The sequence below is a fragment of the Bordetella tumulicola genome, assembly GCF_965138755.1.
In the GTDB taxonomy this organism is placed as follows: Bacteria; Pseudomonadota; Gammaproteobacteria; order Burkholderiales; family Burkholderiaceae_B; genus Bordetella_A; species Bordetella_A tumulicola.
In genome coordinates this window covers 30,366-51,780 of record NZ_CBCSFP010000015.1, presented here as the reverse complement: position 1 = coordinate 51,780, position 21,415 = coordinate 30,366, and the positions used below count along the sequence as shown (strand labels likewise).

The following is a 21,415-nucleotide window of genomic DNA, read 5'->3' as shown; positions in this document are numbered from 1 at the left end:
CTAACGAACATCGAGCTGTCGGCTCGGTTTGTTTTAGGAGTACCTGTATGACGACACCCACTCGTATCGCCAATTTTTTGTTTCAATCCGCCCTGTGCCTTGGGTTGGTTGCCGGTCCGGTCTATGCGGGCCAGAAAAATCTCGAGGGCGAGCCAGACTCTCACACGCTGACGCGCGACCGAGATAGATCAGAGCGTGTTGCAGACGCGGCGCGCACCACCCAAGAAGAGGGTGCCACCACGAGCGTGTCTCAGGCCGCGCCAGGCACAGAAACGACGCGATAGCTGCGTACGATTTTCCAATACCAAACATGAAGCAGAGTCGCTGACAGCGCCAGGCCGATCATGGCCATCAGCCACATCGTGCCGGCGCCAGTCGGAGAGCCGGGCAGCAGCAGGGTACGTAGCCAGTCCAATCCACCACGTCCCGGCCCGAATCCCAACCACCATCCCCCTAGCAGGCCGACACCGGCCAGCGCGATCACTTGCAACAATAGCGGCACGATCGCGACTTTGTAGGCGCGCAACACATACGAATTGACGCACTGCATCGAGTCGCACAAGTGAAAGAGCGGAATAAGCGTCAGCAAGGTGCCGGCGACGGCTGCCACATTCGCATCATCCGTATAGGCCGCCAAAATCAGTGGCCGCCCCGCCAACAGCACGGTCGAGGTCAGTAGTGCGCCCAGCAGTCCTAGTGCCATGCCGGCCAGGCCACTGCGTCGGGCGAGAGCCAAGTCTCCCGCCCCGATTGCTTGCGCCGTCACGGCGGCGGTGGCCACCCCCAAGGCCATGGGCATCATGTAGCACAGGGCGGCCAGGTTGGACATGATCTGATGGCCGCCGCTGACATACGTGCCCTCGCGCGCGACCAACAAGGCCATAAAGGTAAAGGCCGAGACTTCGACCAGATACGAGCCGCCCATTGGCAACCCCAGACGCAGCAACTCTTTCTGCGCCGACCATGAAGGGCGTCCCAGCGTAAGCGAAAAACGGCGAAAGTAGCGATCGTGCGTGATGACCCATAGGCCGACCAGCAGGCTTAACCAGGACACGATCGCCGTCGCCAGGCCCGCGCCGGTGGCGCCCATGGCTGGCAGGCCAAAATGGCCATAGATCAGTATCCAGTTGAGTAAGGCTTTTATGCCGACGGCCGACAGGTTGATCACCATGACGACTTTGGGGCGCGACACGGCCGTGCCCAAGGCATAGATGGTCCGAAAGATCAGTGCTGCCGGCAGGGCGAGTGCCAGGGCGCGCAAGTAATTCGTGACGCGCTCGCGAACCTCGGGGGCGACGTCGCCGGACAACGACAACCAGGTATCCGGGAACATCATCAACGTGCAGCCCACGAAAGCCAGGCCCAGTGCCAGCCATACCCCTTGACCCCAGCTACGGCCTACCTCGGCGTAACGGCCCGCGCCGAAATGCTGTGCCTGAATGGGGATCAAGGCGTGCACGACGCCCATCAAGCCGACGAAGACAGTGATATACACCGAGATCGACAATGACATCGCCGCCAGATCGGCCGCGCTGGCATGGCCGGTCATTGCCGTGTCCAGCACGCCAAAGGCGATGCCCGCCCATTGACTGACCAGGACGGGCCAGGCCTGTCGGGTAATACGCAACATGGCGGCACGCAGGCCGCCAGCGGTTGAAGTAGCAGCGATCATTGTGAATGGTTAACGCGCAGCAGACGGAATATCTCGTGACGGTCGGCGCGACGTCCCCCACGCCACAGTTCGGTGGCGCCATCACTGTAGGCGGCATTGCCGTCCTTCAGGCGTTCGCGCGAGGTTTGCTGCAGCACCAGGGGGCACTTCGAGTCGTAGCTCAGGGTGAGATTGTCGAAAATCAGCAACGAGGCGCGTTGGCCACTACCGACACTGAGGCCGCGGACACATTCGCCGGGTTTACGGTGCTGCTCCAGGACGGTGCGGAGCTCGGACGACATGTCGCGATAACTGCGCGCATAGTCCACGGCCGGTTGCCATAGCAGGACCAGCAAAATCCAGGTAGCGGTCAGTCCACCCGCGGACAGTACCGTGCCACGCCACAGCACGGCGGGGTGCGAGCGCAGGCGCCACAGAACCAGCAGGGCCCAGGCGACGGTCACGGCCAGTGCGATGGAGAACGCGACCCACGAAATCACAGGTTCGTAGCCGGCCGTCTGGCGAGCAATATTGCGAGAAATTTGCGCCGGCCAACCGAAATGCAGGGCAATCCAACCCAGCCACGAGGTCGCCACGGTGAGTGAAAAGCACATCACTGCGAACCAGTCGAGCGTGTTGACGACGCCGCGACGCAGGGTGGGCAATGAGAACGCTCCCAAGATGGCGCACGGCACGGCCAGCATGATGAATTCCGCGTCGGTGGGTGCTGCGAGGAAAATCAGCTCGACGGCAGCAAATGCCGCAAGCGCCAACGCCAGCCAGATATGGGGCGCATAGAGCCACCCGCGCCAACGCCAAACTGCCAGTAGCGCCAGCGGCCAGGTGGGCCACAAGTACCAGGGCAAATCGCGCAGCGTGCGGCCGACGGCTGACAGGTCGGGCCACGAAAACGAGTTGATATTCCAGGTTTTCCAGTTGCTGATCCAGTAGTCGCTGCCCTGTGAGGCCGGGATCCACCAGGCCAGAATCAACGCCACCGAGACGCCAATGGCCAAGCTCAGCCATCGGCGCTGTGGCCAGAGTGCGCTGCGCGGATAAAACGCTACCAGGGCACCCAACATGACGGGCAGTGCGCCGACCCAGCCCCTGGTGAGAAAACTGGCCGCCAGGGCAAAGCCCAGGGTGACGGCGCCAGAGGCAGGGCGATCCAGCATACGTGCCATGCCATAAAACGACAGTGCCTGCCAAGCCATATTGGCGGGCACCACCGACGTTTCATGCGTGCGTTGCAGGATACCTACCGTCGCCAGCAGCAAGAGCAGGGCTGCATCGGCCAGCATCCGGCCATAATCGCGTGCCGCAGGCTCACCGCCAAAGGGCAGGGCCAGGGGTTGCGCCTCGGTACGACGGCCGACCAAATAGGTGCCGTACCAAACGCTGCTGGTCGCGATGGTGAACCAGAGCAAGTTCGGTAGCCTGCCGGCCGTGATGTCGCCGAGCCATGGGCCAAACAGATACATGCTGATGGCCCCCGCCCAGGTGATCAGGGGGCCTTCTTCGGCATAGGCCAGTTGGCCGACCTGGGGCCAGAGCCACGAGGCCCCCCCTTCGCGCAGTGCGGTGATCATCGTGGCCAGGCCGACCGCGTCATCCGTCTTCCAGGGATCGCGCATGAACAGGCCGGCCAGGATGTAGGCCACCGCCAGCCCCAACAGCACGAGCCGGGGGAGTTTGGTCGTGGCCGAGGCGGTCAGTCGGGCCGGAGTAGAGTGCGTTATCGGAGACACGGAGCTAATGTAACTGAGCAGTCCGGGCCTGTGGCCCTGAAAAGGGGATCGATTGGATCAATATGGAAAAAAAAGCAGCCCGAAGGCTGCTTTTTTGAGCATCTTGGGAGACGCCAGTTTACGACGCGGACTTGACCGTGCCAGCCGTACGGGCGAAGCGGGCGCGGAATTTTTCAACGCGGCCGGTTTCGACGAGACGGGTTTGTGCACCCGTGTAAAAGGGGTGGGACTCGGACGTAACGTCGCACTTGAAGAGCGGGTAGCTCGTGCCGTCGATTTCGATGGTTTCGCGGGAGTGCAGCGTGGAACGGGAGATAAACTTGTTGCCCGTTTGCTGGTCCAGGAACACCACTTCGCGGTATTCGGGGTGGATGCTTTCTTTCATGATTAATTCCGGTTCTTCCGGTCTGGCCGGGGGTTAGCGGGTCGCCAGCCTAGCAGGGTCTCTCACCCAGCCTGAGCGACAAGTTATTGACAAGTCGTCCGGCAGAGTCAGCATCCGAAGGCCACGTATCCAGGAAGCAACTGTGTATTCTAACACTAATTTCGGTGATTTGCGCGGATTCAGAGGCTTGTGCGTAGTGTCCAGATCTCCGGAAATAGCACCACATCCAGCATTTTCCGCAAAAAACCCACGCCAGAGGTACCGCCCGTGCCGCGCTTAAAGCCGATCACGCGCTCGACAGTCGTTACGTGTCGAAAACGCCACTGCCGGAAAGCGTCTTCCAGGTCGGTGAGCTTTTCGCCGAGTTGATACAGGTCCCAGTACTGGTCGGGCTCGCGATAAACAGTCAGCCACGCGGCCTCGACGACGGGGTCGGCCTGGTAGGGCTGGGTCCAGTCGCGTTGCAGGTGGCTGGTGGGGATCGTCAGTCCGTTGCGCGCCAACAAACGCAGCGACTCATCGTAAAGCGACGGGGCACGATAAGCCGCCTCGACCAGCGCCAGCAGATCGGGCCGGTGTGTATGCGGCTTGAGCATCGCGGCATTCTTGTTTCCGAGGAAAAATTCGATTTGCCGGTACTGATAGCTTTGAAAACCACTCGAGCGTGCCAGATACGGACGCAATGCCGAGTATTCCGGGGGAGTCATGGTGGCAAGTACGTCCCAGGCGTGGACTAACTGCTCCAGGATTTTGCTGACCCGGGCAAGCATCTTGAAGGCCGGCGGTAATTTGTCCTGCGCGACGTGGGCGATCGCGGCCTGTAGCTCGTGCAGCATGAGCTTCATCCATAGTTCGCTCGTTTGATGTTGCACGATAAACAACATCTCGTTGTGCTCGGGGGACAACGGATGCTGAGCGCCCAGGAGCTCGTCCAGATGCAGATAGTCGCTATAGGACATGTCCCTGGAAAAATCGAGTTGGGCTTTTTCCTGGTGAACGATGTGCTCGGGAGTTTCGGAAGCGTTCATAGATAGATGGTCTTGCCAGACAATAGGATTGCCGCGAAAGAGAGGGGCAACCTCAGGAGAGGATCAGCCCAGTTCGCGCAAAATGGCGCGCACCGGGCTGGCATCGGCCTGGATCAGTGCCAGCGGCAGGGCGATGAGCTCGTAATCGCCTTCGGTCACCTCATCGAGCAGCAGGTTTTCCAATACGCGGATATCGCGCCGCAGGATGACGTGATGGCTGTCCAGGGTCTTGCTGGATGCCGGGTCGATGCTGGGAGTATCCAGACCGATCAGCATGACGCCGTGATTGGCCAGCCATTCAATGGTGTGTGGCGCATAGGCCGCAAAGTCGTCCGTCCACCAGTCCAACGCCGCGTGGCGGGCCGTGCGTACCAAGACACGCGGGGGGAGGTCGGTGGTTGCGTGTTCCAGGTGTTCGGGCAGGATCAGGGGCCCGCAATCCAGTGCATGGATGACCCGGCAAGGGCCTAAGAAGGGCGCTAGCGGCACCTGGCCGATGGAGGGCTCGTCATTGCCGTAGTGCAGTGGTGCATCGGCGTGGGCGCCGATGTGGGGTGACAGGGTGATTTCGCTGACATTCACCGGGCAATCCGGCGTCAGTGTCCATTTCCATTGCTGGCGATACGGCGTATCGCCCGGGAATACGGGCGAGCGGGCCGATACCGGCGGAGAAATATCCCAAATACGCTTCATGAATGGAGAGTGGGGAGAGCGTTACAGGTGAAAAGCCCGTATGGCCAGGGGGGGCGTACAGGTCTGGGTTCAGGATAGTCAGGGCGACCGTCAATAGCAATAGGGACAACTACAACAGGCCAAGCTCCGCCATGGACACAACATCATTGCCGGCAATGATCAGGTGATCGACTAATCGGATGTCCACCAATGCCAGGGCTTGTTTGAGGTGCTGGTTGAATTTGTGGTCCGATTCGCTCGGTCGTGCGACACCCGACGGATGGTTGTGCGCCAGGATTATGGCGGCCGCGTGGTGTCGCAGGGCTTCGCGTACCACCTCGCGTGGGTAGACCGATGCCTGGGTCAGGGTGCCGCGGGCCAGCTCACCGGTGGCAATCAGGTTGAGCTGATTGTCCAGGTACAGGGCCAGGCAGTGTTCGATCGTGCGGTGCATGAGCGCCGTCTGAAAATACTGCTTGACGCTGGCGGGTTGGGACAACACGTGTTTGTGAGCAAGTCGCTCCTCGGCCACGCGCCGTGCCAGCTCCAGGACAGCGGCCAACGAACCGGCCTTGGCGGCGCCCAGCCCGGGCAGGGACATCAGTTCCTGAGGGGAGGCGGCAAACAGGCCGCGCAATCCGCCATAGTGCCGCATCAGCTGACTCCCCATGTCGATGGCGGTACTGCTACGCGTGCCAGTACGTAGCGCCAGCGCCAGTAGTTCGGCGTCGCGTAATGCGCCGGCCCCGTGGCGCAGCAGGCGCTCACGGGGGCGTTCGTGTTCTGGCAGGTCGTGGGGCAAGCTCATTGAATTGCTCCTTTCAAGCTCCGACCTTTGGGCCGATGTCGTTGGCGGCACCAGGAAAAAGTCGACAGATGATCAGAATGCCAGAGGAGCAAATGAGAGGCGTGTGAGTGATCGTTTTTATCCAGTCGCAGAAGTACGCCAGCGTCTTGTAGCACCCTGTGTCTGCCGATTCAGCCAAGACGTTCTAAAATCAGGTCTTATCGTTACTATTTCTTGGTGAACCATTTTGAGCGCCACCTCCGCCGATCAGGCGACCCTTCTCGTCCGCCCCGATTCCTATCTCACGCTGCACTATCGCATCGTGCTGGCTTCCGGGCCTGCGGAGGGGTCGGTATTTACCGACACTTTTGACGGTCGCCCGGCGACGCTGCAGATGGGCGGTGGCCAATGGGCGCCGGGTCTTGAGGCCGCCTTGCTGGGTCACGCCGAGGGCGAGCGCTTTAGCGTTACGCTGGAGCCCGCCCAGGCCTACGGCGATCGCAATCCCGATTTGATTCAAAAAATCACGCGCGCCATGTTGACGGAGCACGCTGGCGCCGACGCCACCTTCGAGCCCGGTGACCTCGTCGAGTTCGCCGCGCCCAACGGCGGGCGCTATTCGGGCGTGCTCAAGCAGCTTGAGCCCGACTGGGCATTGTTCGACTTCAATCATCCCTTGGCGGGCACGGCATTGCGGGTCGAGGTCGAAATTTTAGGGGTGATGTGATGACGTCTCCGGTTACCGGCACTAACGCCGAGGTCGTGCTGGCTCAGCCGCGTGGCTTCTGTGCGGGCGTCGATCGGGCTATTGATATTGTCGAGCGCGCGCTTGAGTTGCATGGCGCGCCTATCTATGTGCGCCACGAGATCGTGCACAATCGTTATGTCGTCCAGGATCTACGCGAAAAGGGCGCCATCTTTATTGATGAGCTCGATCAGGCGCCAGCCGGCGCGATTGTGGTGTTTTCCGCGCATGGGGTGTCCAAGGCCGTGCGCCGAGAGGCCGAGACCCGGGGGTTGCAGGTGTTCGATGCAACCTGCCCGCTGGTGACCAAAGTGCACATCGAGGTCTCTCGTATGCGCGCAGCCGGTCGGGAAATCATCATGATCGGCCACAAGGGCCACCCCGAGGTCGAGGGTACGTTGGGGCAGGCTCAGGGGGGCATGTACCTGGTCGAGACCGCTGACGATGTCGCCAATCTGCAGGTGACGAATCCCTCCAATCTTGCTTTTGTGACGCAGACGACTTTGTCGGTCGACGATGCCGCCGCTGTGTCCTCGGCATTGCGCGCGCGTTTTCCGGATATCGTCGAGCCCAAGAAAAGCGACATCTGCTACGCCACCCAAAACCGTCAGGACGCCATCAAGGTATTGGCTCCCAACTGTGACTTGATGCTGGTCGTGGGCAGCCCTAACAGCTCCAACTCCAATCGCCTACGCGAGGTCGCCGAACGCATCGGCATTGACGCTTATCTCGTCGACGGAGCGGCATCTATCGATCCTGCGTGGCTGGTAGGTCGCCAGCGTATCGGTATTTCGGCGGGAGCCTCGGCGCCCGAGGTGTTGGTGCAGCAGGTGATCCAGCGCTTGAAAGAGCTGGGTGCGGTATCGGTACGCACGATGCCGGGCCTGGAAGAAAACGTCGCCTTTCCGTTGCCCAAGGGCTTGTCACGCAAGGCCGCGCCAGCGTCCGACGCAACCGCGGCGGAATAGTCTTTTTACTTGCCAGGAGATCTCATGCAGTTGTACAGCTATTTTCGCAGTTCGGCCGCCTATCGTGTGCGCATTGCGCTCAATCTGAAAGGCCTGTCTTACGAATACCTGGGTGTGCATTTGCTGAAAAACGGTGGCGAACATCTGTCCGATTCGTACCGTGATCTCAACCCCTCCGCGCTGGTCCCGACGCTCGTTGATGGCGACGTGTCGATTGGTCAGTCCATGGCGATCATCGAGTACCTGGACGAAACCCATCCGCAGCCTGCGCTATTGCCTGCAGATCCGGCCGGCCGAGCGCGCGTGCGCAGCATCGCGCAAATCATCTCCTGCGATACGCATCCCCTGAATAACCTGCGGGTGCTCAAGTACCTGAAACACGAACTGCAGGCCAGCGATGATGCAAGAAACGCTTGGTATCGGCATTGGGTCACGTTAGGTATGGGCGCTGTCGAATCGATGTTGGCCGGCTCGTCGGCCACTGGCAAGTTTTGCCACGGAGATACGCCGAGTCTGGCTGATTTGTGCCTGGTGCCTCAGGTGTTCAACGCTCGCCGTCTGGATTGTGATCTTTCCGCCATGCCCACAGTGGTGCGTATCGATGCAGCCTGCCGCGAAATCCAGGCCTTCGATCTCGCTGTGCCAGAAAAGCAGCCCGACGCAGAATAGGGCTGCTGCGCAGCACGCCCGCAACAACAAAAAGGCCATCCCGAGGGATGGCCTTTTTGTTTGGAATCTGGTGCCGGCAAGAGGAGTCGAACCCCCGACCTTCGCATTACGAATGCGCTGCTCTACCAACTGAGCTATGCCGGCGTGCATCAGCGTTGTGCCTTTGCCAGTATTGCGCCCATGGCGCAGCACCAAAGACCGAAATCATATCAGAGATTTTTGTCTGGTGCAGATGGCATGCCCCAAAATTTTTTGTTCAGATTCAAATTCATCGTCGTCAAGAAAACAGGATAGGGCGTTTTGGGGCGACTTGCATACTTCAAATAACTAGTTCATAATCTCATTTCTGTAGTTGATCCCCGATAGCTCAGTCGGTAGAGCGACGGACTGTTAATCCGCAGGTCGCAGGTTCGAGCCCTGCTCGGGGAGCCAAAAAACTAAAGAAATCAAAAAGATAAACCGCCTTAGCCGGCGGTTTTTCGCTTTTGTCTCGCCTTTCTGGCTAGATCTCGATTTCTAACGCCCTCCTGCGGTATTTCACTCCGCCAATGGGGTACCATCCTGATATGAACGCGGCTAGTCGATTCCCCTTCGCTATCGTTGGCACCTGTTGCGCCGGTTTTCGGCGCGTGGTTGGCGCGCGCCCGTTCAATACGGTTCACGACGCCGGCTCAGACTCCTAAGCCCGGCGACAATCTAAGGCTCCTTCCTCGGGAGTTTGCTGCCGGGCCAAGTCAGATACACCGATTTCTTTTTCTATCTGCCAGGAGTCCCGTATGTCCGCTGCACTCAATACCGACCGCATTTTTTCCGAACTCGATCGTGTTCGCATCGAGCGTCTTGCCGCGCGCTTTTCTGCGCACGATGGCTTGCCCCACACGCTGTTAGAGGGTTTCGATGAGGGCGATTTTTTGATGCCCAGTGATATTCCCGGCGACGTCGTGACGGTGAATTCCCGGCTGAGCGTGCGCGACCAGGACGGCGACGTTCGTCAGATCACCATTTGCTATCCGGGCGAGGCTGACGCCGCCAAGGGATTCTTGTCCGTGCTCTCTTTGGTTGGTGGGCAACTATTAGGGCGTCGTGTGGGTGAGACCGTGTCCTGGGCGGATGTGGGCGGCACAACCTCGACACTGCATATCGAGTCGCTGTTGTTTCAGCCTGAGGCCAGCGGGGAGCTGGCGCTCTGATCCTTCGCGTTCACGACGCCGTGCTTTCTTGGTTGTCAAAGGATGCGTGGGCCCAGTGGCCGCTGCGCAAGCTCTCGGGACGGCGGCACGCGTGGACTCTCGCGCTGCTTTCCCATGCATGTTCGGGCACTTGCAGGCCTGCGTAAACGCCGTAGCCGTCACCTGCGCAAACCTCGCCTTCGGTATATAGGCTTTCCCCCGCGCTGATGGTGCCAGCGGCCGTGATCTGTTCCAGCGCCTTGATGCCCCAGCCCGCATAGAGGTGTCCGCCGCAGGTGATTGCACCGCCACACTCTATGCCTTGGCGCGTCATCAGGTCTGCATCGCTGATGACGTCTCCGCCCACGCGAATCCCTTTGTCGCAATGTAGCGAGGTGACTTGCAATTGCTGGCCCACTTGCACTGCGCCACGTACTCGTGCCGGGCCAACAGAGATGAAGTCCCAGCCGGCGCGGATGTCTTCGCACTCGGTCTCCCCTTGCACGAGAACGTTCCATGCCGCGTGTACGCGGCCATTGACGTGCAGCGCGTCGCCGCACAGCAATGCGCCACCGCAGTGCACGTCGTCTCCCGCTTGCAGGTGGCCGTCCACACGCATCCCGCCCCCTACGCGAATGCCGCGTCCGGTGCGTAGCGTGCCAGTGACTTCCAGGGTGCCGCGTACGGTCACCGCGCCGGCAAAGACAAAATCTTGTGCGTCCAGGTGATCGAGTTCCAGTACGGCATCTGTCGGGCCGAATTGATCCAAGAGCCAGTGCGCGTCTTTGCTGCGGCCATCCGCGACGAGCGCGTCGAGTAGTTGCTGATAGGTGCCGTGCGGCGGCGCGTGCCGCAGATACCAGCGAAAGCCATCCGCGCAGGGCTGTTTGAGTTTGATGAAATCCTTGGTGATGTCCATGCGAGTCCTGGGTCGGCCCGCTCGATGTGAGGCGGGCCATGTGGGTGTGCCGGGCCCGAGAAAGGCGAGCGGACACCGATTCGCGCGGGAGGGGCCCGACGACCTAGGCGTTGCGCAAGAAAAAAAGTGGGGGGTCGCCGGGCTTAGTCAAGTGCGGCGAAAGCCGCAGCCGGGCCGGCGTTTGTGGACCGAGATCGTGGCGCACGCCAGATGGCCCACCGTGTGGTGGACATTACACGCAGCGGGGTGCGTGAATAGGGCTGACGACTGTGCATAACGCCGATTGTAGGCCCAGGTCAACGAGTTTGTACACCGCCGAGCGTCTCAGCCTGCTTCTGCGGGCCGAGCAGCCGCTCGACCCGCAGGGCATTCTGATGGGGACGCTGGGTCTGGCGGCGTCTTTAGTTCGTCGACGATAGATCAATGCGGTAGACCGCCCGACCTTCGCCTGACCCGTCATCAGCGCTTACCAGCGAGATTTCCGTCAGGCGTGCGGCTTGCGCGACGCTAAGCGAGTCTTTGCCCGATTTGAACAGCACGGCGCCAGCGGTATTGACGGGTGTAAAGCGCCAACTGCGGGCGGCACCATTTGCCATGCGGGTGATCTGTGGGTTTTCTTTGATGTAGTTGATCACTACGTCGCGGTTTGTATCGGGCGAGGCATAGACGATATCAAACTCATTGCCGTCGCCCAGTATGTAGCGAGCGCTGCTCTCGGCGCGATAATTGTTGGTGGCGACGATGAAATCTTTGCCATCAACGGGCACGTTGCGATAGGTCAGGTTTTTAATGCGGTTCCCTGAAGGTTGGGTGATATCGATTTCGTACTGCAGATCCGGCGTCGTGAACATATCAAAGTTATAACCAGCGAAAGCAGATTCCCCAGCCGGGACCTGGCCTGTTTTGGTGTCTTTGATCAGCCACTGATCCTGTGTTGAGGCGGGATTGATCTGATTAAAGCGCAGTGCCGCGTTTTCCAGCCAAAGCTTGAGTTCTGCGCCAGTGACCTTCACGGCATACACGGTGTTGGGATAGAGGTACAGGTCTGCCGCATGGTAGATGGCCAGTGCGCCCGAGGCCACGTCGGTGTAGTCGCCACCACCCTGGAACCCTGCCTTGAACGGTGCGCTGATCGACAGCACGGGCACGTTGGCATATTGCGGCAAATTGGCTGCAACATAGTCGCTCACGTAAGCCTGTTGGGCCTGGTTCACCAATTGAATGGCGCCCGGATCGCCAACATCGGCAAACAGCGTGCTCATGCGAAAGTCAGAGGAACCGATAGGCGTCTTGACGTACTCGACGGCGGCCTCGTGTTGTGTCTGCACCGATGCCGCCACGACCGAGTCGGCCGCGACGAATTGCGACGCGCCATTGGCGTCCGTGCTTTGGATAGTGCGCACTTCGGCAGTGGTCTTGGGGGTGTCGATCTGCCACGCTTTACCGTCCCAGTTCAGCGAGTAGTCAATGACGCCCAGTCCCTTGCCCCACGAGCTGGCCATGACGGTGGGTACGCCGTGTACGGTGCCTGCCACGTTGTCTACGCCGGTGTAGGTATAGGCCGGGCTATTGCCGCGATCGGGAAACGTATTGTGCTGGTGCCCCATGATCAGCCCGTCGACGCCGGGGATCTGTGCGATATACAAACCGGGGTTTTCCATATCCGCGGAGTAATCTGCGTCACTCATACCGCCATGCAGCAGTACGAAAACCAGATCGGCGCCTTCTGCGCGAGCCTCGGCGACCTGGGCTTGCGCGGCGGCACGTCCGTCGTTAATAGTGACTTTGCCATCCAGGTAGCGCTTGTCCCAGTTCATGATGCCGGGTGTGGTCAGGCCGATCACGCCGATCTTGATCGGCAGGGTCACTTCGTCGCCGTCTTCTTGGGTGGCCGTGATTTCACGTTCCAGGATGATATGGGGCGGCAGTAGCTCTTCGCCGCTCGCCACGCTTTCCACGTTGGCCAACGTCATCGGAAAGCCGGGGCCCGAGCATTCCAGCTCGGCATCTACGCCTTCGACCTTCAGGCCGCCGCCCAGCACTTGGTTCAGGAAGGGCAGGCCGTAATTGAATTCGTGGTTACCCAGTGTGCCAGCATCGTATTGCAATACGCCCATGGCTCTATACATGGACAATTGCTGGCTGCAGGTAATGGGAGAGACCTGGGCCTCATAGTCGGCCAGTGCCGTACCCTGAATGGTATCGCCGTTATCGACCAGTACGGTGTTTGGGAACTCTTCGCGCGCGGCGCGAATTAGCGTGGCGGTGCGTTCAAAACCGTAGGTGGGGTCTTCGGCTAACTTAAAGTAGTCGTAGCTGCGGGCATTGAAATGCAGGTCGGTGGTCGCGAGCAAGGTCAGGTTCGCCGTTGCCTTTTCCTGGTGTGCTGACGGCGGTGCGTCATCGTCGTCGTCGGAGTCATCGCTGTTGCTGCAAGCAGAGAGAGAGCCTGCTAATACTAGCGCAAGCATTACCCGCGGTAACCCTTTACGAGCGTTGAAGAACGGCACGCGTACAGACATCGGAAGCTCCTGATGTAGTGATCAATGAGAGTTTCCGAGTATTGGGGACAATGCTGACTGCGGTGTGACGGAGGGATGTACGCTAGATGACAGTACGTCGACCACGCCAAAGGCGAGGCGCCCAGGTGCGTCACGTGTCGTTTTTTCGCAGCATAATGCCGGTTATGCAAACTTCTGTTCAGTCTCGATTCGATGGTGCCGCGGATTACCGTATCGGCGTGACGGTGTTGACCGGCTTTCTAGGCAGCGGCAAGACCACGCTCCTGAATCGTCTGGTTCAGGACCGCGCTTATTCGGACGCCGCGGTGATCGTCAACGAGTTTGGCGAAATTGGTGTTGACCATCATTTGTTGCGCCATACGGATGGCCGCATTGCGGTGATAGAAGGGGGATGTATCTGCTGTACGGTGAATGGTGGCCTGGTTAATACCTTGCGAGATCTGTTCATGCTGGCGCTGCGACGGCAGGTTCCGCGATTTCATCGCGTGTTGATTGAAACCACGGGCCTGGCTACGCCGGCCGCGATTTTGTTCACGTTGCGGCATGAACACTTCCTGGCCGAACGTTATGCTCATCGTGGCACGATAGTCGTGGCTGACGCCAAGCATATCCAGGCTCAACTCGCCGAGCAGCCTGAGGCCTCGCAGCAGATTGCCTTGGCGGATCTCGTGATATGCAGCAAGCCCGATTTGGTCAGGGCGCCTATGTTGGCAGATGCTGTGGATGCCGTTCGACAGATCAATCCCGGGGTGCCGATAGGTGTGCAGTGGCCCGATACGCCGTTGGACGAGCGCTTGTTGGCGCCGTCTCTGACGCGTTCGCACGACAGTCAAGGTGATCTGCGGGGTTGGCTGGCGAGGTTTTCCCCTTTGGGTGGCCGCCATTCGCAGGTGCGTCATGCTGTGTTTGAGTTGTCCGAGCCGGTCAGTCGGGCGGTGTTCTTGACCGGGATGGCGCGTGTTCAAGAGGCGCATCATCGCAGCCTGTTACGTATCAAGGGGATAGTGGGTTTCGAGGGCGAATCCTTGCCTTGCGCTATCCATGGCGTGCATCGTGATCTTTATCCGCCCGAGCCATTGGCAGTCTGGCCGGAGGATGCTCATCGATCCTGGCTGGTCTTTATTGTGCGTGAGTTGGATCCGGGGGCGCTTGTGCAGGCGTTGCGGGCGTCGTTGCTTCAACCCGGCCCCGAAAGCCCGGTCCCGGCGTGACCGTCGTGATATTTATTGTGCAGTGCTTTGTCCGCAGGGGCATTAGGGGTATAATCCAAGTACTGTCTTCGTGTAGACCAACGTCACCTCGCTCGGGCTAGCCTCATTCGGCAGCTATTGTGCTAGCGGTATAAAACCGCATTGCCAAGGGCAGAAGGTGCAGACAAAACCGCAGCGAGTATTTCCGTGGCGGGTATCCCGACAGCCGGTACCGTTACAGCGGTTCCAGCGTTGATCGTGGGGTTGTCGAATGAGTTGGCAGGCCGCATGCGCTGCCGATCATGAGGGCAGATGGTCGTCCCATACGTCTAAAAATCGTCGGTCATCGTCGCTACAAGACGGGTTCCGCTCGTGTTTGACGCGAGTCGTAGTCCGTTGGTGTGCTTGTCGCTCCGAAGAAAGGGGTGCCCTGTATTTCCGTCCTGCGCTTTGGGGCCAGGCGATCCAGGTTCATTTTTTCAGCTAATGCCGTTTGCGGCGCTGTGCACTGATACGCGTAGCACCGATGCAAGCCTAACGCGCTCTTGGCGCGAGGCGGCATGGTGCGACGTCTACAGGAATCTCGTGAACATTACGCAAGTCCATGCCTTATGGGTTTTTCAGCTACAGAAGCTTTGGTGCTCCCTTTGGTGCGCCTCTAAGCAGCTGCGCGGGCAGATGATGTACCGACAGTTGCGTGGACAACAGACGTTCCGTCGCCACAAACAAAAAGGCCCGGCGGTAAGCCAGGCCTTTAAGAATCTTGGTTGCGGGGGCAGGATTTGAACCTACGACCTTCGGGTTATGAGCCCGACGAGCTGCCAGACTGCTCCACCCCGCGTCTGAGAGGACAGAATCATAGCGTTTTTCGAAAATTGGCGCAAGTTCGCCCCTTTTTAATAAATTAGACATAAGCTCAATGAACGATAGCGAGGCAACATGTGTGCTGGAAACTGCGCTGTTATGCGCTAGTCAGCCCATGCCGTTGGCCGAAATGCGCAAGCTGTTCGGCGAAGATCCGGATTTTGATAATGACAGGCTGCGAACATTGCTCCAGGGCTTGCAAGAGCACTGGGCGGATCGCGGCATGGATTTGGTACAGTTGGCCACGGGTTGGCGTTTTCAGAGCCGTCCGCAAATGCAGCGCTACCTGGAGCGCCTCAATCCCGAACGTCCGCCCAAGTATTCTCGCGCGGTGATGGAAACGCTGGCCATTGTTGCCTGGCGTCAGCCGGTCACTCGCGGTGATATCGAGGATATTCGTGGTGTGACCGTGTCATCCCCGATCGTGAAAACGCTTGAGGATCGTGGCTGGATTGAGGTCATTGGTCACCGGGATGCGCCGGGCAGGCCGGCCTTGTTTGGCACTACGCGGCAGTTTCTGGATGATCTGGGCCTGCGGGCACTGGACGAATTGCCGCCACTGGACAGTGCCCAAGCCGCGGCGGCATTGCAGGGACTGGACCTCGGTGGTTCAGAGGTCACGCTGCAAGTCAGCGACCCAGAGGAGCCGAGTACGGTGCAGGCTGAGGCGGACGTTGATGCCGAGGTTGTTGCGGATGCCGAAACCGCTGCGGAAGCTGAGGTTGTTACGAATATCGAGGCTGCTGCGCATGCCGAGGCTGCTACGGATATCGAAACCGCTGCGGATGCCGAGGCTGCTACGGATATCGAAGTCGCTGCAGACGCCGAGGCTGCTAAGGATACCGAGATTTCTGCAGATTCTGCGGACGAGATCGACGTCTTGCCCGTAGAGGTGGCTCCCGATGCCACCGCCGAACTAAAAACTGAAGTCGAACCGCAAGTTCCCGAGCTCGAAACCGAGGTTTCTGAGCAGGACGGTTCGCCATCCTCTGATGATGACAGCCGATCCGCCGAGAGCGGATTGGCTAAAGCTTAAAGAATTTTGGAGCTGTCTCCGTGACAACCGATATTACGCGTACACAAATGCAAGACGATTCCTCTGTTCCTGACTCGACGAATGATGCTGCCCCTGCCGCTGCGAAGCCCAGGGCGCGCAAAACGGCTGCCACCAAATCTGCTGCGACGACGTCGACGGCGGTGAAATCTTCTGCGACGAAGTCGGCGACGGCGAAGTCACCAGCGAAAAAGTCGGCGACAGCGACAGCGACGGCGAAAAAAGCGGTCTCGGGCAAGTCGACGCCGACAAAGTCCGCGACGAAGGTCGCTGCTACCAAGACCACTGCTGCTAAGACGGCTGTTACCAAGACGGCAGCGACGAAATCGGCTGCGAAGAAGTCTGCAACCAAAGCCGCTGCCACGAAATCGGCAAAAGCTAAGGCGGTTGCCAGTGAGCCTACCGTAGCCGATGTCCAGTCTGTGGTTGCCGCTGCACCTGCCGCGGCTGCTCAGTCTGGGGCCGTGGCGGCGGTAACGCCTGCGTCGTATACACCGCCTGCGCCGCCCGCGATATCTGCGCCGTCCGTTGTTGTGCCTGATGTCGTCACCGTGCGGGCTGTTGCCCCAGCACCGGCTGCCGTTTCTGCTCCTGTGTCGCCTGTGGCCTCGGCGGTCGCCTCGGGGACCTCGCCGGCCAAACAAGGCCCTTCGTCAACGGATGCCGGGTCTTCTGTCGACGCGCCGTCCGCAAAACAGGTTGAACCCGCCGTGTCGACCGAGTCGTCGGTGGTTGCGTCGACCGAGGCCTCTGCCTCTGTCGGGTCTTCTGCGCCGACAGGTCGTCCGCGTCGTCAGCGCGGCGAGCGCGCGAATGCCTCGGCGCATTCGAGTGCCGCAGCGGAGCCTGGCGTCATGTCACACGAATCTCCAGAATCCGCCCAAACGCTGGCTGCCGGGCAGTCGGCAGAGGGAGATCTGGGGGCGGGTCGCAATCGTGGCCGCAAGCTGCGTACCCCGTTCCGTCGCCGGCGTGGCGATGCAACGGGTGTCGCGGGTGCCCCAGGTGCAGTCGACGGCGCGCCCGTTGCTCCCTCGGCCGAGGTCGAGGGGCGCGGTGCTGAGCGCGAGGCCGAGCAGGCCCTCTCTTATCTAGAGCACTCTGATCGCAGCGAGCAGCGCCTGAGCAAGTATCTGAATAGCGATGTCGTGATGCCCAAGCTGCACAAGGTGCTGGCAGATGCGGGTATCGGATCGCGTCGCGAAATGGAAGAGCTGATTACGGCCGGTCGCGTGTCAGTCAATGGTGAGCCGGCGCATATTGGTCAACGAGTGGCGGCCAATGATCTCGTGCGGGTCAACGGCAAGCCGATTGTCCGCCCGAATGCCAAAAAGCCGCCTCGCGTCATTCTGTACCACAAGCCGGCCGGCGAAATTGTCAGCCATGACGATCCGGGTGGCCGCGCCAATGTGTTTGCCCGACTCCCCAAACTGCGTACCGGAAAGTGGTTGTCGGTCGGGCGTCTGGACTTGAATACCGAAGGCCTGTTGATCTTCACGACCTCGGGCGACATGGCCAATCGGATCATGCACCCTCGTTATGGCACTGAGCGCGAATATGCCGTGCGTGTGTTGGGGGAAATGGACGATGCGACCCGCAAGTCGCTGGTCGAAGGCATTCAGCTCGACGATGGTCAGGCGGCGTTCGGTTCGTTGGACTACCTGGGTGGCGACGGCAGCAATCGCTGGTACCGCGTCACCTTGCAAGAAGGCCGCAATCGCGAAGTGCGTCGCATGTTCGAGGCAGTCGGCGTGACGGTCAGCCGGTTGATCCGGACCCGATTCGGCGACCTCGTGCTGCCGCGCAATCTGCGACGGGGCCGTTGGGACGAGTTGGATTCCCAGTTGGTGACGGCGCTGATGGTTCAGTTGGGCCTGTTGCGCGATGACGACGATACCGGAAACGGACGTCCTCCTCCACAGCCTCGTTCGCATGACAGCGCGTTGCCGCCGGGATTCGGTACCATGGATCGCAACGGAATGAATGGTGCGCGGATTGGTCGCCGGGGCAAATTGCAGGGCGGCCGACCGGGCAGCGCAGGTCAAGTGGCCTCGTCTCCGTCGGATCCCTTCGGGACTGGCCTGATGTTTACGGGCGGCTATGCTAACGGACATCCGCTAGGCAAGGATGGTGGGCAGGGTGCGAAGGGTGGCCGGCCTGGTGGTCGGCCTAGCGGCAAGCCAGGTGGCAAGCCGGGCGGCCCCCGGCGCGACGGCGGCAAGGGGCCCAGTGCCCAGTTCGGCGGTCGCAGCGGTGGCGGTAATACGCAGGGTGGTCCCAAAAATAGCGAGGGTAATCCCGCCAAGCATGGCAAGCCGCGTCGTCCCTACAAGGGCCCGGCCGGCGAGGCGCCCGCTTCCGACGCGGGGATGCCCGGGATGGCAGGGGCGCCGCGTAAAGGCCCGAATCGTCCTGGCGGCAAGCCGGGCGGACAGGGTAAGCCGGGTGGACAGGGTGCACAGGGTGGGCCGCGTGGCAATCAAGCTGCCCGTAATGGTGGCAAGCCCCAGGGCGGCGGCGGTGGTAAAGGTCGACCGCAGCGTAGCGGTCCGAAAGGCGACGATTGGCAACCCAAAAGTGCCTCGGCACACGAGTCACGCCTGGGATTTCTCGGTGGTGGCCGGGGGCGCGGCGACCGTTAAGTCTTGCGGCGGGTACGTCACGAATGCCGATTGCGCGTCTGTGACGTAAACCCGCGACATAGCAGACAATTTTTGCAGTAATCTGGTAAAATCATTGGTTTTCATGGCGCGCATGCCCCTGCGGATGCGTCTTTGCCGTGTGCCGCTGTATGTTGTGCTGCGGTATGTTTGTGCTGCAGTACGTGGCCACACTATGTTGTGTCGCAGTATACGCAGCCCGCCCGGGTGGGTTTCCTGGTGTGCTTTCTTTGGGCTTGGGTTCGGTGTTGGGTTTCGATGGGGTATCTCGTCGGGATGTGATCCGGGGGCCAGGCGATACAGTGGGCTGGGTTTGCAGCCCATTTTTTTTGAGTGTATGGCAGATATTTACGCATTGACCCAACAGGCATTGGCCGGCATGGACGTCGAATTAGTCGACGTCGAGCGTGCTGCGCTAGGCCTTTTGCGCGTCACCATCGATAGGGTCGGGGGCGTGCGCATCGAAGACTGCGAGCAGGTCTCGCGTCAGTTGTCGCGCGTCTTTGAGGTCGAAAATATCGACTACAAGCGACTCGAAGTCGGCTCGCCGGGCACTGATCGCCCGCTGCGTACCGAGGCCGAGTTGCGCCGTTTCGTGGGCGAACGTATCGAGATCAAGCTGCGCGAGCCACTGGATGGCCGCAAAGTGTTTTCCGGCACCCTATCGCTGCCCGAGGCAGAGCAGGGCGCTGCAGGCGACGCGTCGGCCGCTACACAGCCGACTGTGTTCGGTCTCGAATTTGAGGCAAAAAAGAACGATATTCAGGTATTGAGTTTCACGCTCGGCGACGTCGAGCGTGCCAAACTGGATCCCGTTCTGGATTTCAAGGGCAAAAAGCGATGAGTCGCGAAATTCTTCTGTTGGTCGATGCCTTGGCGCGTGAGAAAAACGTCACGCGCGAAGTCGTATTCGGAGCGCTCGAAAGCGCGCTGGCTTCGGCCATGAAAAAGCGTTTCAAGGACGACGCCGAAATCCGCGTCTCCATCGATCGTGAAACCGGCAGCCACGAAGGGTTCCGCCGGTGGTTGGTGGTGCCCGACGAGGCCGGTCTACAAGAACCGGACAAGCAGGAAATGTTGTCCGATGCGACCGAGATCGTGCCCAATATCACCGTGGGCGAGTACATCGAAGAGGCTCTCGAACCCATCGAGTTCGGCCGGATCGGTGCGCAAGCCGCCAAGCAGGCGATTCTGCAAAAGATCCGCGACGCAGAGCGCGAGCAAATTCTGAGCGACTTCCTTGATCGCGGCGAGACCATCGTCTCGGGTACGATCAAGCGTATGGACAAGGGCGACATCATTGTCGAAACCGGCAAAATCGAAGCCCGCCTGCCTCGCTCCGAAATGATCCCGAAAGAAAACTTCCGGGTCGGTGATCGAGTGCGCGCTTTTGTGCTCAAAATTGATCACGCAGCGCGTGGCCAACAAGTCATTCTGTCGCGTACGTCGCCCGATTTCATCCGCCAGTTGTTCGACAACGAAGTCCCCGAAATCGAACAGGGCCTGCTCGAAATCAAAGCCGCAGCGCGTGACCCTGGCGTGCGTGCCAAGATCGCCGTCGTCGCTTACGACAAGCGCATCGATCCCATTGGTACGTGTGTGGGCATGCGCGGTTCGCGCGTCACCGCCGTGCGGAACGAGTTGGGTGGCGAGCAAGTCGACATCGTGTTGTGGTCCGAAGACCCCGCGCAATTCGTCATCGGCGCACTGGCGCCGGCCAACGTCGAATCGATTGTGGTCGACGAAGACAAGCACGCGATGGACGTGGTGGTTGACGAAGAAAACCTGCCCAAGGCCATTGGTTCTCGCGGGCAAAACGTGCGGCTGGCTTCCGAGCTGACGGGCTGGCAGATCAACATCATGACGCCCGAAGAAAGCCTGAACCGGCAGGAAACCGAGCGTGCGGGCCTGCGTACGACATTCATGAACAAGCTGGACGTCGACGAAGAAGTCGCCGACATCCTGATTGATGAAGGGTTTACCGGTATCGAGGAAATCGCTTACGTGCCCATGCCTGAGTTGCTGGAAATCGAGGCTTTTGACGAAGACACCATTAACGAGCTGCGTGCCCGCGCCCGCAATGCTCTCTTGACCGAGGCGATTGCCCAGGAAGAGCGCCTTGAAACGGCCCAGGACCTGCTCGAGCTCGAAGGCATTACGCCCGAGCTGGCCGCCAAGCTAGCCGAGCACCAAGTGCTGACGCGTGATGATCTGGCCGAGTTGGCTACCGACGAGCTGGCTGAAATTGCCGGGCTCGACGAACAAGCGGCCAGCGACTTGATCATGCGTGCCCGGGCTCATTGGTTTGACGAGGAATAATCGCCGGGACGCCCAGCCAATTCCGTTGTTGATCCAAAAACCACTCATCGTTGTTGTAATTGCTG

General features: G+C 60.1%; 19 protein-coding genes and 3 tRNA genes. 11 read left to right on the top strand and 11 right to left on the bottom strand.

All coding sequences use genetic code 11. The annotated features are described in order from the left end of the window. The first annotated feature begins 47 nt into the window (after positions 1 to 47). Positions 48 to 284 carry a hypothetical protein gene (locus tag ACNAZS_RS24630; RefSeq protein WP_415793179.1) on the top strand — a complete coding sequence of 79 codons (237 nt, stop codon included), beginning with the start codon at positions 48 to 50 and terminating at the stop codon, positions 282 to 284. Here the strand turns inward: ACNAZS_RS24630 and ACNAZS_RS24625 are convergent. The 6 genes from ACNAZS_RS24625 to radC form a co-directional block, all read right to left on the bottom strand. Continuing rightward, complete coding sequence (locus ACNAZS_RS24625) at positions 251 to 1,672, bottom strand: MATE family efflux transporter (protein ID WP_415793178.1); 1,422 nt, start codon at positions 1,670 to 1,672, stop codon at positions 251 to 253. The two genes, ACNAZS_RS24630 and ACNAZS_RS24625, sit on opposite strands and share 34 nt — an antisense overlap. Continuing rightward, positions 1,669 to 3,399 carry an ArnT family glycosyltransferase gene (locus ACNAZS_RS24620; RefSeq protein ID WP_415793177.1) on the bottom strand — a complete coding sequence of 577 codons (1,731 nt, stop codon included), beginning with the start codon at positions 3,397 to 3,399 and terminating at the stop codon, positions 1,669 to 1,671. The genes ACNAZS_RS24625 and ACNAZS_RS24620 overlap by 4 nt, the downstream gene beginning before the upstream one ends. 118 nt (positions 3,400 to 3,517) lie before the next feature. Beyond that, positions 3,518 to 3,784, bottom strand: coding sequence for a type B 50S ribosomal protein L31 (locus tag ACNAZS_RS24615; protein ID WP_415793176.1), 267 nt, complete (start codon positions 3,782 to 3,784; stop codon positions 3,518 to 3,520). Between the two features lie 179 nt (positions 3,785 to 3,963). After that, entirely contained in the window at positions 3,964 to 4,812 is an 849-nt protein-coding gene (kynA, locus tag ACNAZS_RS24610; protein WP_415793175.1) for a tryptophan 2,3-dioxygenase, read from the bottom strand. Positions 4,813 to 4,875: 63 nt separating this feature from the next. Continuing rightward, entirely contained in the window at positions 4,876 to 5,505 is a 630-nt protein-coding gene (kynB, locus tag ACNAZS_RS24605) for an arylformamidase (RefSeq protein ID WP_415793174.1), read from the bottom strand. 109 nt (positions 5,506 to 5,614) lie between these two features. After that, the gene (radC, locus tag ACNAZS_RS24600) at positions 5,615 to 6,292 is read right to left on the bottom strand and encodes a RadC family protein (RefSeq protein ID WP_415793173.1); all 678 of its coding nucleotides are present in this window, start codon (positions 6,290 to 6,292) and stop codon (positions 5,615 to 5,617) included. 226 nt (positions 6,293 to 6,518) lie between these two features. Between radC and ACNAZS_RS24595 the strand changes: the two genes are divergently transcribed. From ACNAZS_RS24595 to maiA, 3 genes are read left to right on the top strand one after another with little or no spacing between them, the layout of a single operon-like run. Next, positions 6,519 to 6,998: an FKBP-type peptidyl-prolyl cis-trans isomerase gene (locus ACNAZS_RS24595; protein WP_415793172.1), complete on the top strand. Its 480-nt coding sequence runs from the start codon at positions 6,519 to 6,521 to the stop codon at positions 6,996 to 6,998. Beyond that, the gene (ispH, locus tag ACNAZS_RS24590) at positions 6,998 to 7,984 is read left to right on the top strand and encodes a 4-hydroxy-3-methylbut-2-enyl diphosphate reductase (protein ID WP_415793170.1); all 987 of its coding nucleotides are present in this window, start codon (positions 6,998 to 7,000) and stop codon (positions 7,982 to 7,984) included. Before ACNAZS_RS24595 ends, ispH begins: the two co-directional genes overlap by 1 nt. Positions 7,985 to 8,008: 24 nt before the next feature. Beyond that, complete coding sequence (gene maiA / locus ACNAZS_RS24585) at positions 8,009 to 8,653, top strand: maleylacetoacetate isomerase (RefSeq protein ID WP_415793169.1); 645 nt, start codon at positions 8,009 to 8,011, stop codon at positions 8,651 to 8,653. Positions 8,654 to 8,721: 68 nt separating this feature from the next. Here the strand turns inward: maiA and ACNAZS_RS24580 are convergent. Next, positions 8,722 to 8,797, bottom strand: a tRNA-Thr gene (locus ACNAZS_RS24580). A gap of 212 nt (positions 8,798 to 9,009) precedes the next feature. Here ACNAZS_RS24580 and ACNAZS_RS24575 point away from each other — a divergent pair. Together ACNAZS_RS24575 and ACNAZS_RS24570 are read left to right on the top strand one after the other, a co-directional pair. Further along, positions 9,010 to 9,085 (top strand) — tRNA-Asn (locus tag ACNAZS_RS24575). A gap of 344 nt (positions 9,086 to 9,429) precedes the next feature. Then, on the top strand, positions 9,430 to 9,843 hold the full coding sequence (locus tag ACNAZS_RS24570) for a GreA/GreB family elongation factor (protein WP_415793168.1): 414 nt from the start codon (positions 9,430 to 9,432) through the stop codon (positions 9,841 to 9,843). A 10-nt stretch (positions 9,844 to 9,853) separates the two neighbouring features. Here ACNAZS_RS24570 and ACNAZS_RS24565 read toward each other — a convergent pair whose 3' ends face one another. Continuing rightward, complete coding sequence (locus tag ACNAZS_RS24565; RefSeq protein ID WP_415793167.1) at positions 9,854 to 10,741, bottom strand: bactofilin family protein; 888 nt, start codon at positions 10,739 to 10,741, stop codon at positions 9,854 to 9,856. A 401-nt stretch (positions 10,742 to 11,142) separates the two neighbouring features. Beyond that, positions 11,143 to 13,263, bottom strand: coding sequence for a bifunctional 2',3'-cyclic-nucleotide 2'-phosphodiesterase/3'-nucleotidase (locus tag ACNAZS_RS24560; protein ID WP_415793166.1), 2,121 nt, complete (start codon positions 13,261 to 13,263; stop codon positions 11,143 to 11,145). A gap of 164 nt (positions 13,264 to 13,427) precedes the next feature. Between ACNAZS_RS24560 and ACNAZS_RS24555 the strand changes: the two genes are divergently transcribed. Then, a complete protein-coding gene (locus ACNAZS_RS24555; protein ID WP_415793165.1) occupies positions 13,428 to 14,474 on the top strand; it encodes a CobW family GTP-binding protein in 1,047 nt (348 codons plus the stop codon). A 743-nt stretch (positions 14,475 to 15,217) separates the two neighbouring features. Here ACNAZS_RS24555 and ACNAZS_RS24550 read toward each other — a convergent pair. Then, positions 15,218 to 15,294, bottom strand: a tRNA-Met gene (locus ACNAZS_RS24550). Between the two features lie 78 nt (positions 15,295 to 15,372). Between ACNAZS_RS24550 and scpB the strand changes: the two genes are divergently transcribed. Next, on the top strand, positions 15,373 to 16,353 hold the full coding sequence (scpB, locus tag ACNAZS_RS24545) for an SMC-Scp complex subunit ScpB (RefSeq protein ID WP_415793164.1): 981 nt from the start codon (positions 15,373 to 15,375) through the stop codon (positions 16,351 to 16,353). Here scpB and ACNAZS_RS24540 read toward each other — a convergent pair. Continuing rightward, positions 16,343 to 16,735, bottom strand: a complete 393-nt coding sequence (locus tag ACNAZS_RS24540) for a hypothetical protein (RefSeq protein ID WP_415793163.1) — start codon at positions 16,733 to 16,735, stop codon at positions 16,343 to 16,345. The two genes, scpB and ACNAZS_RS24540, sit on opposite strands and share 11 nt — an antisense overlap. 490 nt (positions 16,736 to 17,225) lie before the next feature. Between ACNAZS_RS24540 and rluB the strand changes: the two genes are divergently transcribed. The 3 genes from rluB to nusA all read left to right on the top strand — a co-directional run bounded on the left by rluB (position 17,226) and on the right by nusA (position 21,350). Further along, positions 17,226 to 19,013: a 23S rRNA pseudouridine(2605) synthase RluB gene (rluB, locus tag ACNAZS_RS24535; RefSeq protein ID WP_415793262.1), complete on the top strand. Its 1,788-nt coding sequence runs from the start codon at positions 17,226 to 17,228 to the stop codon at positions 19,011 to 19,013. 355 nt (positions 19,014 to 19,368) lie between these two features. Further along, on the top strand, positions 19,369 to 19,875 hold the full coding sequence (gene rimP / locus ACNAZS_RS24530) for a ribosome maturation factor RimP (protein ID WP_415793162.1): 507 nt from the start codon (positions 19,369 to 19,371) through the stop codon (positions 19,873 to 19,875). Next, complete coding sequence (nusA, locus tag ACNAZS_RS24525; RefSeq protein WP_415793161.1) at positions 19,872 to 21,350, top strand: transcription termination factor NusA; 1,479 nt, start codon at positions 19,872 to 19,874, stop codon at positions 21,348 to 21,350. The genes rimP and nusA overlap by 4 nt, the downstream gene beginning before the upstream one ends. The last annotated feature ends 65 nt before the right edge of the window (positions 21,351 to 21,415 follow it).